This window comes from Halobacillus sp. AWM4_238 (genome assembly GCF_056158265.1).
The window spans coordinates 1,190,763-1,207,274 of record NZ_JBSWSY010000002.1 but is presented as its reverse complement, the minus strand read 5'-3'; the positions used below and the strand labels follow the sequence as shown (position 1 = coordinate 1,207,274).

Sequence of the window (16,512 nt, the reverse complement as noted above, 5' to 3'; positions counted from 1 at the left end):
CCATAAGGCGATGTCCAAATGATATGAAATGAAACTTGTCATGTTTCTGAACACCTTTACTACGATTGAAGATTTGGAAGGTTTCATATTTGGTTCATTTTTGTTTCGAATAATTTTTTGTTTTGCTTCTTGTCCTATATAAGAAGCGGATCTCTGTATTCTTAAGCATAGGAGCTATACTTAACGGGTAGAGGAGGGCAGGAGGGATGAGACGTTGAGTCAAAATAAATTAAGAATCCTAATTATTACCATCATCGTCGTATTTTTAATCGGTCTTGTCGGGCTGTCCATTCGAATGGCTCTTGAGCCGAAGTCTGCAAACGGAAAAAGGACGGAAGTGTTTTCCGTCCTTCAATCCGGGTTCACATGGACAAGTTGGAATCTCTCGCAAACGAGGTCCATGTCTTCACTGTAGTCATAACCGACTTCTTCTGCTTCCTTTTTGAAAAATTTCTTATGCACGTCTAACCAGTGTTTATAAGAAAGATCGCCTTCACCTTCTGCTCGTGCAAACGCTTCGGTGACTTCGTTAAAAGGGACGACTTCCACTTCGGTCGTACGGATGATCGCTGCAGGTTCGTCCTCGCCGTTAAGGATGATGTTATATTCTCCAACCTCAGGGAGCGGTTCGTTTTCAATCTCATACGCCTGCCGGGCCGAACAAGTAGCTGTTTTGAGCCCGTCCATTACAAGTCGTGCCATACGGTCAGGGGCGGTGCCGAAAGACCATGCTTTGACGTCATCAGGTTTTTCTTTGCCTTTCCAATAGGAATCCCAGTACTCTTTTGCCTGTTGGTTCATGAGTGAACACTCCTTTTTCAAACATGGGTGATTGATCCTTTACTCTCATTATGGGATGTAATCCTGAATTCCATGCGCTTTTTCCATTTTCAGGAGTGTGAATTTGTTGAAACGATGGAAGTGTTGTCTACACGTTGTCGTATAGAGATGAATGAATCGCAGATCTCATGCGTCTATTTTCTCCCTATTAGGAGGATGCTAAAAAGATTCCATCCTGAAGATATACATAATCGTGACGGATATATTAAGATTCATTTACATCTCATCGATCCCCCGACTACACACGTGTATTTTCCATTAGAATAGGGCATGGAACACGTAACATACACCAAAGGAGATACCGACGATGAACGTTGAACAACTGCTAGAACTACTCAACCAAAGCACGAAAAAGAATATAGATCTCAAACAGCGCATCACCGGTGTCACGGATGACTCTCGGAATGTTGAGGAAGGTTTTGTCTTCGTGGCCGTAAGAGGCTATCAGGTCGATGGCCATGACTTTATTGAAGAAGCCGTTCGAAGAGGAGCAACAGTCCTCATCACAGAAAAAAAGGTGCACCATACAGATGTCGTATGTCTGCAAACTGAAAACAGCAGGAAAGCGCTCGGTCAGATCGCATCTGCTTTTTATGGAAATCCATCCAAGGATAAGATCGTCATCGGGGTGACAGGTACGAACGGCAAAACGACGACCTCCCATATGATTAAACACTTGTGTGAGAAGCAGGGCTATTCATGCGGAATGTTCGGAACGATCGATTATGTGGTCAATGACAAAGTCGTTCCCGGCATACAGACAACCCCGAGCGCCCCTTTGCTGCAAAAGCTTCTATTTGAGAGCAAAGATGACGTTGTCGTGATGGAAGTGTCGTCTCATGGACTCGCTCAGCACCGACTGGAAGGGGTTCAATTCGATTACGCAGTTTTCACGAATTTATACAAAGACCATCTGGATTATCATGATACAATGGAATCTTATTTCGAAGCCAAATCAAAGCTCTTCCATCTGTTGAAACCAGAAGGGACGTCTGTCATTAATGTGGATGATCCATGGGGAGAGAAACTGGCGGATCTTTTAGAAGAAAAAGGAACGCCTGTCTGTAAGATCGGGCATCAACTGGAGAATGAAATCATTTTGAAGGATATCGATATCGAAGACTTTTCCGCACGTGTTCAATACAAAAGAGAAGACAGAAAAGTAACATCTCCTCTCAAAGGGACGCACAACGTATACAACACGACAGAGGCAATCGCCGTAGGTCTACAACTCGGCTTTTCCTTTTCTGAAATGGACAAGGCGCTGCAGTCTTTGCCTGGCATCCGTGGGCGTTTTGAACTTTACGAACTCGAAAACGGGCCGACCGTCGTCATCGATTATGCCCATACCGCAGACGGCGTTGAGCATGTGCTGGATACAGCGAGACAACAAGGAGCATCTTCACTCACGCATGTGTTCGGCTTCCGCGGGGATCGGGACGTAACAAAAAGAGGAGAAATGATCGGAGCTTCTGCAATCAGAGCCGATGCCTACATTCTCACGCTCGATGATTTGAATTCTTCTACCTATGATGAGATGACTGCCACATTGGAAGACCTTCAGAAGGAATACGGCGACTCCAAAGGCAGGATCATTCCAGACCGGACGCTTGCGATTGAAGAGGCAATCGTCAGTAGTGGAGAGAACGACTGGGTGGTCATCACGGGTAAAGGACATGAGAGCTATCAGCAGAACTATCATTATCCGGTGAGTTCAGATAAGGAAATGGTGGATGAAATGAAATCCAGATCGCTTAAGAAAGACATCTTGGCATGAACCTGCTTTTCTAGCAGGTTCTTTTTTTTGAGGTATTTTAAAACCATCGTACAAAGGATTTCTTCCCTGTAATGTGAGTGATGCTTCTACCTGGTTATGAAATTCGTTTTATTTTCGTTACCCGGGGAAAACTACAGATGAGAATGAGACTAGGAGGGGAACGATCCATGAGTAAAACAGCCATTATTACAGGGGGTGGCAGTGGTTTAGGAAAAGCCACTGCGCTTCGCTTAGCAGAAGAAAACATAAACATCTCTGTTGTGGATATTGACGAAGAGGGCGGAAATGAAACGGTCGACCTGGTGAAAAAAGCGGGAGCAGATGCGGTTTTTATAAAAGCTGATGTCTCAAAAGCCAATGAAGTGAAGAACTACGTAGATCAGACGCTTGATGCTTTTGGAACCATCGATTATTTCTTTAACAACGCTGGAATTTCCGGGAGCGGGGAATATTATCTGGATACGGAAATCAAAGAAATTGAGAAGATTGTAGGCATCAATTTATTGGGTGCCCTATACGGTGTTCGTTATGTAGCGGAAGTGATGTTGAAACAAGGCGGAGGTTCGATTGTCAATACGGCATCAAGTGCAGGTGTCATCGGGCAGGATTCCGTGGTCACCTATTCAGCTACCAAGCATGGGATCATCGGATTGACGAAAAGCATGGTCGCTGAGTACGGAAAAGATGGCCTTCGTGTGAATGCGATCGCTCCAGGACCGACAGAAACAAAAATGGTCAAAGAATTCTATGAGAACAATCCCAAAATGAAAGAAAACGCAGAAGCAGGCATCCCACAACGACGATTGGGCACTCCTGAAGAAGTTGCCGAACTCGTGGCCTTCCTTCTCACATCTAAAGCACAGTACATCAACGGTGATGTCATCCGCATTGATGGCGGATTCACGAATACGAAGTAAGAAGAAGAGGGGCAAACACATCTAAAATGTTTGCTCTTTTTTTATGTCTATTAGACAGCTGAGACCTAACTCCTTTCATTCTAAAGGCGTACAGAATCACTTGTGTACTTCTCGAGTGGGATTTAGTTGCGAAAGAAGGGGAGACCTTGCACCTTAACTGCACCTTACATTTCATGAAGGAACTCTGAACTCTTGTGGAGAAAGGTACAAGGGACAACGAATAAGGATGTGAGCGAATGGGGAAAGAAGTGTTGATTGTCATTGATGTTCAGAAGGCCGTCATGGAAAATGCGTATCAGTGTGTAGAGAAGATCACCAATATGAATCGAGCAATTCAGCGGGCGAGAGAAAAGCAGATTCCAGTGGTATACGTTCAACACGAATACCCTGAAGGACCGATGAAGCGGGGAGCGGAAGGATGGCAGCTTCATCCTGATCTTGAGAAGCCATTCGAACAAGATGCGCTGATTTTTAAATCCATTCCGAATGCTTTTGTGAATACATCCCTCCATGTAGTCCTTCAGAAAGTCGATGCGGAGCATCTCTTTATTTGCGGGGCACAGACGGATTATTGTGTAGATAGTACGGCTAGAGGCGCTTTTGATCGCGGCTACCATGTGACTTTGATTTCAGATGCTCATACCACCTGTTCGAACAATGTTTTATCAGCAGCTCAAATTATCGAACATACCCAACATACGTTAACGAACTTTTGGAGTGAATCGGCTGTGATTGATTTGAATACCTCTCGTGAACTTGATTGGGAAAAGGTAAAATAAGAACTAAAAAGACGGTCACCATTCACACGGTGACCGTCTTTCCTTTTATGTTTAGAATTGCATAGAAAACATACATTCGTTCAAGAGACTATAGCGTTCATTTATTTTCCCGCTTTTTCCACTTCCACCCGTTTGTTATCACCCCGACCAAGCCTGAGATCGTCAGTATGTATGCAACAAAAAGCGGTACGTCTGCAAGCTCCGCTGTAAATAACCGAAATAAACCAACCATGAGGATAAGGAAACTGCCAATCAATGCCATTCCTATCTTCATCTCCTGATTCATAGGATCTCCTCCTTTTCTTCCATTACTAGATTAACATAGATGATCTTCCTTCTTCATGCTATAGTAAATGTGATTGATTTTTCTGACTATACACAGGTGGTGATTCTAATGAAAGAAGAAAGTTTATTTCAACAAATGCGTTTTGTTAGGAAACGGAGCCTTGCAGCTCTTGATGCAACGACAGAAGAGGTAGCGGATACGAAACCGGAGGGTTTTCTGAATACGATCCGTTGGAACTTTGGCCATATCTTCGTTTCACAGGAAAATTTGTTAGCAAGGTTCGCCGGGGAAGAAGCTCAGATCCCAGAAGGGTATGTCCGTTTATTTGGCGGAGGAACTTCCCCAGACGAATGGCCGGAAGAAGTTCCAAGTTTGTCTGAACTTAGAGAAGAGCTGGAATCTCAAACCGAGCGCTTGATCCAAACGTATGAAGGACGCTTATCCGAAGAAGGAGAAAAGCCGTTTGAACTCGGCGGGGGCGTCGTTTTCCGTACGCTCGATGAAGTACTGAACTTCTCCATCTGGCACGAAGGACTTCATCAAGGAACCATAACCGCGTTGAAAAGAGCTCAAGGTGTCGAAAATTTATTCTAAGAGTCGATCAAGTACTTGAGAATTTAACCCGGACAGGAAATGGTGTCGTCCTGGGTGTATTCGTTGTTTCATTGTTTTCTAAAAAAGCATTTGAATTGTCCTTTGTTTTTTATTTTCTCATCGGCTATTTTATTATAGAAATCATCAGAATGCTTCCTGATGGGAAGGGTGAGGATTAATGAAACAAGCTGGATTCAGAGTCATTTATTTGCTTTGATTTCGGACGGACTTATCATAACTCTCTATGAATTTTATGTGGTCCATACATTTAGGAGAAGTATGGTTTAGGCAGTTCAAAAGCAGGCGGTCGTCTGTCTTCATACTTTAGATAAATATAACCTTAAAAGTCGGTGGATTTTTCCATCGACTTTTCTTATCCATTCAAATTCCCAACTAGAACCTTCAACTATTCCCAGATTAATGCAAAGCGGTTATTCTCACTGAATTTTGTAGTTTTTTAACTGAGATTTCGAGAACCAATTTTGGTAAAGGGGCAGAGGGGAACGGTGAGACTCCTATGGGGTGTGCGGGACAGCTGAGACCTCACAGGACGTAGTCCGAGGAGGCTCAACGCCAGCCCCATGGAAAGCGAACCTTTTCACGTAGCCCCTAATCTCTGTCAAACATCTCGGAATCAGTCTTCCATGAAAGTTAATATGTTTCATAAAGAAACGAATAAAAATAAGTGGACTCTAGTACTCTCTAATAGAAGGTGGAAGGGGGTACGTCATGCATAAATGGAAGAGTCGTTCACCACTTGGACAACTGCCAGCATTCAAGAAAGATCCACTCGCATTCCTCATGGAGATGGAAGAAACACAAAAGCCCGTGACAAAAATCAGGTTTGCCCATCGACCTGTTTTCATGTTGATGCATCCAGCATTGATCCAGGAAGTACTCGTAAGAAAGGCAGACGCTTTTTACAAGTCCAAACCTTTCCAGGAGTTGGAACCACTGCTCGGGAAAGGGCTGTTATTAAGTGAAGGACAGCTTCATAAACAGCAGCGCAAAAAAATACAACCGTTCTTCACTCCAAAGCATATCCAGCGCTATTGTGAAACGATGGGACGAGTGGTAAGGGAACATACATCTCTCTGGGAGGACGGAGAACGGTTGATCTCTGAGGATATCCGAAGTCTTACCCTGCAGGTGATTACGGAGACGATGTTTGGTACCGAGATGAAAACGGGGCATGACCATGTAGGTCAACAGCTGGATACCGCAATGGAGATCGCCACTCAAAGGATCCGCAGTGTGTTCAAATCGCCTCGTTCTTTGAAAACGGTTCGGAACCGGCTTTTCGATGAGGCCGTTGAAAAGTTGGACAGAGTGGTCTATTCCTTCATCGATGAGCCAGGTGAAGAGGGCGATCACCTCCTCAGTGTCATGAAGAAGGCGGAGGATTCCGAGGGGAACAAAATGGATGCTCAACTTCTGCGTGATGAAGTGATGACGGTTTTTCTCGCCGGCCATGAGACGACAGCGGCGGCCTTGACGTGGACGTTACAGTTACTGATGGAGCATCCCGATTGTTATCAAAAAGTAGAAGCTGAAATCGACCAGGTTCTGTCACATGACATTCCATCAATCGAGGAGACGGGGGACCTTTTGTACACGAAAAAAGTGATCTTAGAAAGTATGCGCTTGTACCCTCCAGCATGGATGTTTGGGCGGCGGGCTATAGAAGACGTGAACATTGGCTCGACGTTCATAAAAAAAGGGGCGACGGTCATGATCAGTCCTTACCTGATGCATCGCCACCGCAGGTATATCGATTACCCGGAGGAGTTCCTGCCTGAACGATTTGAAGATGGACGTCTTCAAGGGGTGTCTGATTATTTGTATCTGCCTTTTGGTGGCGGGCACCGGGTTTGTATTGGCCAACATTTCGCCATGCTTGAGATGCTTGTCCTTCTGTCCTCTCTTATGAAATCGTTCAAGTTTAAACCTTCTTCAGAGGCTTTCCCCGTCAAAGTGGAGCCTTTAGTGACGCTGAGGATGAAGCATGGCTTGAAACTTCAATTGTCCAAAAAACGTACAGAACTCGGGTGAATGAATCTTTTTTTGTACCCTGTCTCTTCATTCATGTACAATAGCAACAGACGATCGGACAGGGATGGAAGGTGTAAGGATGAAAACAATCATAATCGGTGCAGGGATTTTAGGGGCGTCAACCGCCTACCACCTTGCTAAAAAAGGGGAAGAAGTCGTCGTCATTGACCGGAATGACCCCCAACAGGCGACGCGGAATGCGGCGGGTATTGTATGCCCATGGCTTACGAACCGAAGCAATAAAGTGTGGTACCCTCTCGTCACCGGTGGAGCGAAGTATTACCCTCAATTGATGGAAGAGCTTGCAGAAGCCGGGGAAACACAGACGGGCTATAATCAGGTAGGGGCCATCAATATATTCGATACCGAAGAAAAATTGGAAAAGAAACGGAAGGTTGCTCTTGATAGGAAAGAGCAGGCGCCGGAAATGGGGGAGATCTCCTGCCTTTCTAAAGAAGAAACGAAAGCGATGTTCCCGCCTGTAGCGGAACACTACCAAGCGCTTCACATCTCAGGTGGAGCTCGAGTGAACGGTGCGGAAGTGACGGCTTCCTTATTAAGGGCGGCGAAGAGAAACGGAGCGACACTGATCCGTGGAGAAGCTTCATTTGTTCATGAAAATAAACGGATCCAAGGCGTTAGTGTGAATGGGGAAAAGGTTTTTTCAGACCGGATTGTGGTTGCGAACGGTGCCTGGTCGAAGCCGTTGTTCGAGCCGGTCGGGATGAAACCGAAAGTCACCTTTGAAAAAGCGCAAATCGTTCATGTAGATATGCCAGACTATGACACGGAGCATTGGCCCGTGATGCTTCCCCCGTTCAACCATTATATTCTCACGTTCGGTAAGGGACGAATCGTCATTGGAGCGACCAAAGAAAAAGCCACTGACTCCAGGGTCACAGCAGGTTCTGTGCATCAGCTGATGGATAAAGCGCTGCGTGTAGCCCCAGGACTTGCAGATGCCACTTATGTCAAAACGAACGTCGGGTTCCGTCCGTTCACTCCAGGATCGACGCCCGTTATAGGAAAAGTACCCGGGCATGAAAACGTCGTGGTGGCTAATGGTTTAGGAGCTTCTGGTTTGACGAGCGGTCCTTATATTGGTGCAGAGCTTTCGAAATACTTGTTAGAAGAACATACCGAGCTGGATTTTGCCAACTATAAAGCGGATCATTTATTTGAATAAACAAAGAAAAAGGTTCCCTCATAGAATGAGGGAACCTTTTTCTTTCATTAGCTTTCCTCAAGGGATGGAGGAAAGGTTTAGTACCATGGATGACTAGTAGTTTTCTGCCTCTTTATAGTTACTCGCTGCCTCTGGCTCCGTTGCTTTTTCTTCATCAGGAGGATAGGTCCGTCTGACGAAGAAGGCGAGTACCAATCCGGCAAGCGATAGAGCCGTGACGATAAAGAACGCGATATTCACGCCATAAATCGAAGGATGATCGATCGTCGGGTTGCTTTGTGCGGATTGAGCGGTTGTCGTCATAACCGTGACAAGAATCGCTGTTCCTACTGATGCGGCTACCATTCGCATCGTGTTGCTCATGGCGGCCCCGTGTGGAATCAGTTTCTTTGGCAATTGATTCAGGCCAGCCGTCGTTACAGGCATCATCACCATCGATAAACCGAACATCCGGATCGCGTATAAGACGGTAATCGTGGTGAATGTCGTTTCGATATTCAAGAATGAGAAGGCGAGAGAAGCCCCGGTGATGATCGTAAGACCAACAACGGCAAGCAGTCGGGCTCCGATTTTATCGAAAATCCGGCCGGTGATCGGTGACATGAATGCGGTGATGACTGCTCCTGGGAGCAGAGCTAGACCGGATTCAAATGCCGAAAACTCACGCATGTCCTGCATGTATAAAGGAATTAAGGTTTCTGCGCCGATCAAACCTAAGAAGGTGATCATAGCAATGACCGTTGTAATCGCAAAGACGGGGTACTTGAAGACACGAAATTCGAGCATCGGGTGGTGCATACGCAATTGTCTCAAGATAAATAAGGTCAATGTCACAGCACCGATGATCAGTACGGTAACGGTGTCGATGCTTGTCCATCCCTGGTTACCAGCCAGAGTAAACCCATATAATAGGCCTCCGAACCCTATGGAAGAAAGGATGATGGAGATCGGATCGACCTTCGGATAGGATAATTCCGTTACATTTTTTAAAATGAAATACGCGAGTACAATGATCAAGATCGCCAATGGTAAGATCATCCAGAATAAATATCTCCACGAATAGGCAGATGTAATGTAGCCGCTGAGCGCGGGTCCGATCGCAGGTGCAAACGAAATGACGAGTCCGATGTACCCCATGGCCGCCCCGCGTTTACTAACGGGAAAAATCATGAGAAAGACGGTCTGCATCAAAGGAAGCATCACACCCGCTCCAGCAGACTGGACGACCCTGCCTAACAGGAGGAGGGGGAAGTTTAGAGCCAATCCGCCAAGGACCGTACCGAACGCGAAGATACTCATGGCAGAGATGAACAGCTGCCGTGTTGTGAATCGTTCGATCAGGAAAGCACTGACAGGAATCATCACGCCGTTCACGAGCATGAAAACGGTGGTTAGCCATTGAGCTGAGTTCGCTGTCACATTCATTTCATCCATAATCGGTGGGATAGCTGTGATCATAAGCGTCTGGTTTAGTATCGTAATAAAGGAACCAGCCAGTAAAAGGGCTGCCATCAGCACTTTGTTGGTGCCTTTGGATGTCATAATGTCGTCCTCCTATGAATCAACTAACTACACATTATACGCCTCGCCAGGATCGGAGGACAACTCTTATCACTCAGTTTACTAGTTTATTATTATGTAAACTTAATAATAGTAATTATACTAGATTTCCTCAAAAGCAACGAGGGTAACGCTTTTTGGAGGAAGTGACTTACGATCTTGAAGAGCATTATGGAAAAAAGACCATCCAGGAGAGGATGCCTACCCTGGATGGTCTTTTTTCCTATGTTGTTGGCTTGATCGATCCTGCATGACTCACCGCACCCATTTCTTCGTATTCGTGGAGAATGATTCATCCCTGATTATTGTTTAAAATAGATTCGAGATTGTAAGAGAATGTCCGCATATGTGGACGGAGTCCTTCATAAGTTTTTCGTCCAACCGAATGGTATTCGATCCTATGTCCTTCTAAGTCCTCCCGTGCATAACAATTACGCCCATCAAAGATGACAGCTTCCTTCATTGTATTTTGATAAACGTGTAAAGGTAAGTCACTGATGGAAGACCACTCCGTGCAGATCATAGCCATGTCTGTACCCGATAAGACCTCATCAATGGAATGGCTGACAGGACAGGAAGGGAGGCTTTTAACGACAGGGTCGTAAGCGAGCGGTAAAGCTTCGAGCTCTTGGAGGCGTTCAACTAGCGACACAGCCGGAGATTCACGGATATCATCGGTATTCGGTTTAAAAGCGACTCCGAGGACAGCCACGCGCTTGCCTTTCAAGCTCCCATAACGTTTGAGAGCTTTATCGATCAACAGATTTTTCTGCCTTTCATTCACATCTATGACCGTTGATAGAAGGTTGAATGGATGGCCGCTTTCCTTCGCGACCTGGACCAAAGCTTTCGTATCTTTTGGAAAACATGATCCTCCAAACCCGATGCCAGCTCGCAGAAATTGTTCCCCGATGCGTCGGTCCATCCCCATTCCTTCGGCTACTTGATCGATATCTGCTCCGAGCTTCTCACAAACCGAAGAGATTTCATTGATGAAACTGATCTTCGTCGCCAAAAACGCATTGGAAGCATATTTGATCATTTCAGCACTCAGTGGATCTGTCTGCAATCGTGGAGTTTTGATCTTGCTGTAGATGTCTTCAAGGAACTGTCCTGCTTTTCGGTCTGTCGATCCAATGACAATGCGATCTCCATAATAGAAATCATGAAGAGCAGAGCCTTCTCGAAGAAACTCTGGATTGGACACCACATGGAACGTCTTTTCAGAACGGGATCGGATCCATGCATGGACCTTATGATTGGTTCCAGGGGGGACCGTGCTTTTGATGATCACGAGCGTCCCGTCATTCATATAGAGGGATAGGTGATTGACAGCATCTTGTAGATAAGTAAGGTTGGCTGATCCATCTTTGTTCTCTGGTGTTCCGACTGCAATGAAAATGGCTTCTGCATGGGGCACGGCCTCTTTCAGGCTTGTGGTAAAATGCAATCGTTTCTCAAGCAGACTGGACTGCATCAACGGGGCAAGACCTGGCTCATGAAGCGGGCACTGCCCCTCTTGAAGGGCGGATATTCTCTCTTCATTGATATCGACACAAGTGACGTCATGACCAAGGCTCGCAAGGCAGGTCCCCGTGACCAATCCGACGTATCCTGTACCGATGACTGCAATTTTTCTCATGTTCATCTTCTCCTGTCCCTAAGCGAAAGAGGCGAGAGTTACTCCGCCGATCGCATCTTTGTAATCGTTGAGCAGTCCTTCAAAAATTTCATCCCAGGATCTCTTGAGTGCCTCTTGCCGCGCTTGTTTCCTCATTAATTCCAGTTGTTCTGGTTGAGAGAGTAGATCTATGATTCCTTGCGTGAAAGAGAGGGGGGCATGCGGTTTACACAACACACCCGTCTTTCCATGGGTCACGATTTCTGTTACACCGCCTGCGTTTGCAGCAACGACGGGTGTTCCTGAGGATAAGGACTCGAGAACGACGTTACCGAACGTTTCAGTGGCAGAAGGAAAGACGAATAACGTTGACGATGCATAGATGCGAGCGAGCATTTCTCCGTCCTGGAAACCTGCGAACGTCATGTTCTGGGGGGCAACGGATTGTAGGTGATTCCTTAAGGGACCATCGCCTACGATGAGCCAGTGGATGTTTTTATTCACGTCATGGGGAAGGCTTTGGGCCACATGGAGCAGGGTGTCGAGTCCCTTTTCTGGTGCCAGTCGTCCGACATAGCTTAATAGAATAGGGGCGTCGATCTTAAAATGATTTCTCACCCTGTCATCCTTATGAACGGGGGAAAAGAGTTGATGGTCCACCCCTCTTTGCCAGAGTCCAAGGTTTCGGAGACCGTGCACCTCCAGTTCTCTTTTCGTATGAAGGGAAGGGACAAGCGTTTTCTTGAAGGGCTGATGAAACCAATGCATGTATTTCCAGACAAAGGGGGAGAGGAAAGATAATTTATAATAGTCTAAATATTGGTCGAAGTGCGTATGATAAGAACCCACGAGCGGAATCCCCATCTTCTTTCCAAAATGTAGACCCAGAAGTCCGAGATTAAAGGGAGTGGCAATGTGGATCAAATCGGGCTGGAAAACATCAAGGTCTTTCTTGATTTTGACCACATTCGGAAGGGCCAAACGACATTCTGGATATAACCAAAAGGGAATACTGCTACATCTATGGATAGCATCCATGTACTCTTCATTATTTTTCACATCAGGAGCATACACCCTGTATGGGATGCGTTTTCTATCAAGGTATCCAGTCCACCGTTTTAATGTACGAGCGACTCCGTTGACTTGTGGTACATACGTATCTGTGAAAATAGCCACTTTCATGTTCTCTTCCCCCTTTATTACCGAAGATGGTTGCATCCTTGTCCTTCGGTACTTATCTATTCGGTGGAAAAAAGGTTTATGCAGGAGAGGGAAGAATGGAACAGATCTTTACAAGAGATTCACAAAAGGGAGAGAACGACAAAAAAACCTGCCTATGCAGGTTTTGTCAGAAGATTATAGGGGCCGCTTTCAGGTTGGGATTGAAAGTATGGCGATAGTAAGAAGAGATTTTCGTGGAAGGCTGTGTATAATTACGCTGATTTTTTTGTAAGAGAGTGTTGGCTCACGGCTTTTAATAGGGTCATCTTGTCTTGGTTTGTCAACTTGTTCCATATGCCCACTTTAATGTTCATCTTTTGTATCCTCCTCAGCCTTTAATGGGGGTTGCATATTTTTGACGAACAGACATCACCGCTTTGTTCATACTTAGCATATACCGTCATTTTTGCATGTTTAAACAACAAAAATATCTACAAAATTCGAGGGTGTCGCCGTTTTAAAGAAGGTAAAGGCATGAACGTGTCGAATATGTTTAAAGAGCCTGTAACAAAACAAAGAATCCGGGCTCAAAACCTGAGAAATTGTAAAAAAGAATAGGAGGAAGTTTTCATGATTTCTTATCAAGTTCAATCAGAAAAAGGTTTTTCTGAGAAGATCGGCGAACTCGTATGCATGCTTGAACACGCACGTGCGGTGACGATCCAAGAAGTAGCGGACCTCACGCAGGCAGAACTTGATGAGTGCGAAACTGGTGGAAACTCCATTGGTATGCTTCTCTCCCATATGGCGGCGATTGAATTCGTCCATCAGGTCATCAGTTTTGAAGGTAGGGATTTGAGTACAGAAGAAAAGGAAGAGTGGGGAGCGGCTCTTGAATTAGGTTCCAACGCCCGTGAAAAATTCCGTTCATTTACGGTGGACGACTATTTGGATCTCCTTGAAACGACGAGAGATGCTACACTCGAACTCTTGAAAGAAAAGGACGATGACTGGCTCTTCGAGGAACGCTCGTGGCCGAATGGAGTGAAATACAATCCTTATTACCTCTGGTTTCACGTCATGGAAGATGAAATCAGCCACCGTGGGCAGATCCGTGCCATGATTCGTTCGAAGAAACACAAGATAACACTATGAAAATGATACAGTGAGATGATTAACATAATAAATGAAGAAGCGAACCGGGGACACTTTCACCCAGTTCGCTTCTTTTTCGTTTTGAGTAATGAGCGTGGATATCCTATCCGTTGGTTTTAAGCTTTTATCGGTAGGTTTCAGTATTTTATCGGCGACTTTCGGACGTTTATCGGTGGCTTTTGCACTTTTATCAGTGACTTTTATCATTTTATCAGTATCAGAGTAGTGGAACATCATTCTTATGATACGTAGCTTTCTGTTTTCGTGATGTATTCTTCAACAGCCTCCGTTAAGGGACGGAAAGAAGCATTCCAGAACGTCTGCTCGTTAAGGTCCTGACCAAGAAAATCTGCACAAAGCTCATCCATCGGAAGATCTCCCGAGTGACTTAATAGTCTATCGTACGTTTCAGGAAATGATGTCGGATTTTCTTTGTATTGAGAGTAAATCCCGTTACTGAATAGATAGCCAATCGTGTAGGGAAGGTTGTAAAAAGCTTTTTTGGTATCATAAAAATGAGGGATGCTCATCCAATGATAAGCATTCACATGCTCCAGATGGTCTCCGAACCAGTCACGTTCTTTTGTTTCCATTAAATCGACGATCTCTGATGAGGTGAGCTTTCCTTGTTTCCGATTCTCATAAAAACCTTTTTCAAATTCGAATTTTGCTGGAATAAACGTGGTGTATTTGAGGCCGTTGATGATTTTCATCTCCAGCAGGGATAAGGCATCTTCTTCTGTTTCTGCCAGATCAATGGCCGCGTCCAACACCAGATTCTCAGCAAACGTAGAGGCCGTTTCTGCAAGCCCTGTCCCTGCATGCTGAGCGAAACCAGGTTGTTCATGAAGCAACGTATTGTGATAGGCATGTCCAAGTTCGTGAGCCATGGTCACGACATCCTGATACGTTCCTTGGAAGGAGAGGAGGATCCGACTTTCTTTTGCGTTCGGAAAGGATGCACAAAAAGCGCCTTGACGCTTGTTTTCATGAGGTTCCGAATCTACCCATCCATCATGAAAGGCCTGTTTGGCAAAGTCTCCGAGCTTTTGACTATAGTGGGAGAACTGTTGGATGATAATGTCCGTGGCCTCTTCGTATGTAAGTGTTGTCTTACTCGTGAAGGAAGGTGCATATAAATCATACCAGTCCGGTTTTGAGATGTTATCCAGCTGGGCTTTTCTTTTCAAGAATCGATGCAAAAGGTTTTTATGTTCGTGTAATGCTTTCATCATGCTATTGACCGAGGATTCAGAGATTCTATTTTGTTCATACATTTCTTTTAGCGGATTCGACCATCCTCTAAGTTCATATAAATCATTCCTGAAACCGGAGAAATGATTGAAAATCGTGGCAAACCGGTCCTGGTTCTGTTTGCAAACCTCAATGATTGAAGTTGCAATAGAAGCGCGGACAGTACGATCCTCAGATAACAATGCCTTCATGAAAGCCATATTGAACGACCATTCTTTTAGCTCCCCATCTTCCTCCACAGGTACACGAAGTCGGGCGAATTCCTGTTCATAAAGGTCTTCCCATCCTTCAAATCCGTTCATGGACAATGTTTGGATGGCTTGTTCCAATTTAGGCGCTAACCGGTCTTTGATTTGTTTTCTACGCTCTGTTAAAGAGGCACGGATTCCATTCAGCTCTTCGGATTGAATCCATATGTGCCACGTTTGGTCGTCGATCTCTGCGACATAATGGCTGAATGCCATCAAGAGAGTTTCCATTTTCGTCTTTAACCTTTGACTCTGATCCATATAGTAGCGGCCCTGATCATCCTGGACATCCTGTGAGGATAGGCAGATGGCGTATTCATCGATGGCGAAAACATCAGAGTAGAGCTGCTGAACTTCTTCTACGACCGCTAGGAAATTTTTCAGGTTTTCAGGAGGTTTCGCGGTGTTGACCTGATCTTGGAGTGATTCGATTTGTTCTTTTTTTAATCGCAGTTCTTCTTCAAGATCGTTTGAACAGAGTCGGTCCAAATTCCAATGTTTTGTTTTCGTTTTCTTCAATATGATTCCTCCTAAGGTTTTGATAATATGAGTGTAATAGACTTTGGAAAATTCTTCATCATCCTAGAGGCGGACTCTTACTCCTATTCTCGCCGCATAGGAAGGTTTGTGGAAGAATAAATTTCGAGATGTTTGTTGAGGGATGGGGCTACGGGGAATGACTCGCTTTCCGCGGGAGCGCGGTGAGCCTCCTCGGACGTCGTCCTGTGGGGTCTCACTAAGCACTCTCTTCCTCTTAGATATCCGGTTCCGGCGCCAAGCGGCTAGTGAGACTTCCCTCGCTTCTGTACGATAAGTCAACATCGAATCACTACGTTCTTCGTGTTTCCTTTATCTCCGCCAGCTCAGTCCAGTCCATACGCCGCTGATCGAGGCGCCTCCACACTTAGGATAGGAGTCTCCCCATTCCCCTCCGCCCTTTGGCTAATAAGTTTCTCGAAACCACATCTGCAAGAAACCAGCCTGTATGAATGCGAGAAGTGGAGAATACCAACTTCTCCACTTCTCGCATTCAGAACCTCATAGATAAAGCAGCTTATCCAGGGAATAGTTTCGAAATCCTC

14 protein-coding genes are annotated in these 16,512 nt (G+C 45.4%); 8 read left to right on the top strand and 6 right to left on the bottom strand.

Annotated features, from left to right (window positions below):
- Positions 1–214 precede the first annotated feature (214 nt).
- A complete protein-coding gene (locus tag ACXACN_RS06185; protein ID WP_474963123.1) occupies positions 215–415 on the top strand; it encodes a hypothetical protein in 201 nt (66 codons plus the stop codon).
- Here the strand turns inward: ACXACN_RS06185 and ACXACN_RS06180 are convergent.
- Positions 352–801, bottom strand: coding sequence for an ASCH domain-containing protein (locus tag ACXACN_RS06180; protein WP_474963122.1), 450 nt, complete (start codon positions 799–801; stop codon positions 352–354). The genes ACXACN_RS06185 and ACXACN_RS06180 overlap by 64 nt on opposite strands.
- Before the next feature lie 346 nt (positions 802–1,147).
- Between ACXACN_RS06180 and ACXACN_RS06175 the strand changes: the two genes are divergently transcribed.
- The 3 genes from ACXACN_RS06175 to ACXACN_RS06165 all read left to right on the top strand — a co-directional run bounded on the left by ACXACN_RS06175 (position 1,148) and on the right by ACXACN_RS06165 (position 4,313).
- Entirely contained in the window at positions 1,148–2,617 is a 1,470-nt protein-coding gene (locus tag ACXACN_RS06175) for a UDP-N-acetylmuramoyl-L-alanyl-D-glutamate--2,6-diaminopimelate ligase (protein ID WP_474963120.1), read from the top strand.
- 167 nt (positions 2,618–2,784) lie between these two features.
- The gene (locus tag ACXACN_RS06170) at positions 2,785–3,534 is read left to right on the top strand and encodes an SDR family NAD(P)-dependent oxidoreductase (protein WP_474963118.1); all 750 of its coding nucleotides are present in this window, start codon (positions 2,785–2,787) and stop codon (positions 3,532–3,534) included.
- A 236-nt stretch (positions 3,535–3,770) separates the two neighbouring features.
- Positions 3,771–4,313: a cysteine hydrolase family protein gene (locus ACXACN_RS06165; protein WP_474963117.1), complete on the top strand. Its 543-nt coding sequence runs from the start codon at positions 3,771–3,773 to the stop codon at positions 4,311–4,313.
- Positions 4,314–4,410: 97 nt separating this feature from the next.
- Here ACXACN_RS06165 and ACXACN_RS06160 read toward each other — a convergent pair whose 3' ends face one another.
- Entirely contained in the window at positions 4,411–4,599 is a 189-nt protein-coding gene (locus tag ACXACN_RS06160) for a hypothetical protein (protein WP_474963115.1), read from the bottom strand.
- Positions 4,600–4,707: 108 nt separating this feature from the next.
- Here ACXACN_RS06160 and ACXACN_RS06155 point away from each other — a divergent pair, with 108 nt between their 5' ends.
- The 3 genes from ACXACN_RS06155 to ACXACN_RS06145 all read left to right on the top strand — a co-directional run bounded on the left by ACXACN_RS06155 (position 4,708) and on the right by ACXACN_RS06145 (position 8,431).
- The gene (locus tag ACXACN_RS06155) at positions 4,708–5,193 is read left to right on the top strand and encodes a DinB family protein (RefSeq protein WP_474963114.1); all 486 of its coding nucleotides are present in this window, start codon (positions 4,708–4,710) and stop codon (positions 5,191–5,193) included.
- Positions 5,194–5,922: 729 nt separating this feature from the next.
- Positions 5,923–7,245, top strand: a complete 1,323-nt coding sequence (locus ACXACN_RS06150; RefSeq protein WP_474963112.1) for a cytochrome P450 — start codon at positions 5,923–5,925, stop codon at positions 7,243–7,245.
- Positions 7,246–7,324: 79 nt separating this feature from the next.
- The gene (locus ACXACN_RS06145; RefSeq protein WP_474963111.1) at positions 7,325–8,431 is read left to right on the top strand and encodes an NAD(P)/FAD-dependent oxidoreductase; all 1,107 of its coding nucleotides are present in this window, start codon (positions 7,325–7,327) and stop codon (positions 8,429–8,431) included.
- Between the two features lie 93 nt (positions 8,432–8,524).
- Here the strand turns inward: ACXACN_RS06145 and ACXACN_RS06140 are convergent, their stop codons facing one another.
- The 3 genes from ACXACN_RS06140 to ACXACN_RS06130 form a co-directional block, all read right to left on the bottom strand.
- Complete coding sequence (locus tag ACXACN_RS06140; protein ID WP_474963109.1) at positions 8,525–9,973, bottom strand: DHA2 family efflux MFS transporter permease subunit; 1,449 nt, start codon at positions 9,971–9,973, stop codon at positions 8,525–8,527.
- A 310-nt stretch (positions 9,974–10,283) separates the two neighbouring features.
- Positions 10,284–11,633, bottom strand: coding sequence for a UDP-glucose dehydrogenase family protein (locus tag ACXACN_RS06135; protein ID WP_474963107.1), 1,350 nt, complete (start codon positions 11,631–11,633; stop codon positions 10,284–10,286).
- Between the two features lie 18 nt (positions 11,634–11,651).
- A complete protein-coding gene (locus tag ACXACN_RS06130; RefSeq protein WP_474963105.1) occupies positions 11,652–12,794 on the bottom strand; it encodes a glycosyltransferase family 4 protein in 1,143 nt (380 codons plus the stop codon).
- Positions 12,795–13,403: 609 nt separating this feature from the next.
- Here ACXACN_RS06130 and ACXACN_RS06125 point away from each other — a divergent pair.
- Positions 13,404–13,928, top strand: a complete 525-nt coding sequence (locus ACXACN_RS06125; RefSeq protein ID WP_474963104.1) for a DinB family protein — start codon at positions 13,404–13,406, stop codon at positions 13,926–13,928.
- Positions 13,929–14,167: 239 nt separating this feature from the next.
- Here ACXACN_RS06125 and ACXACN_RS06120 read toward each other — a convergent pair whose 3' ends face one another.
- Entirely contained in the window at positions 14,168–15,949 is a 1,782-nt protein-coding gene (locus ACXACN_RS06120; protein ID WP_474963102.1) for a M3 family oligoendopeptidase, read from the bottom strand.
- Positions 15,950–16,512 lie beyond the last annotated feature (563 nt).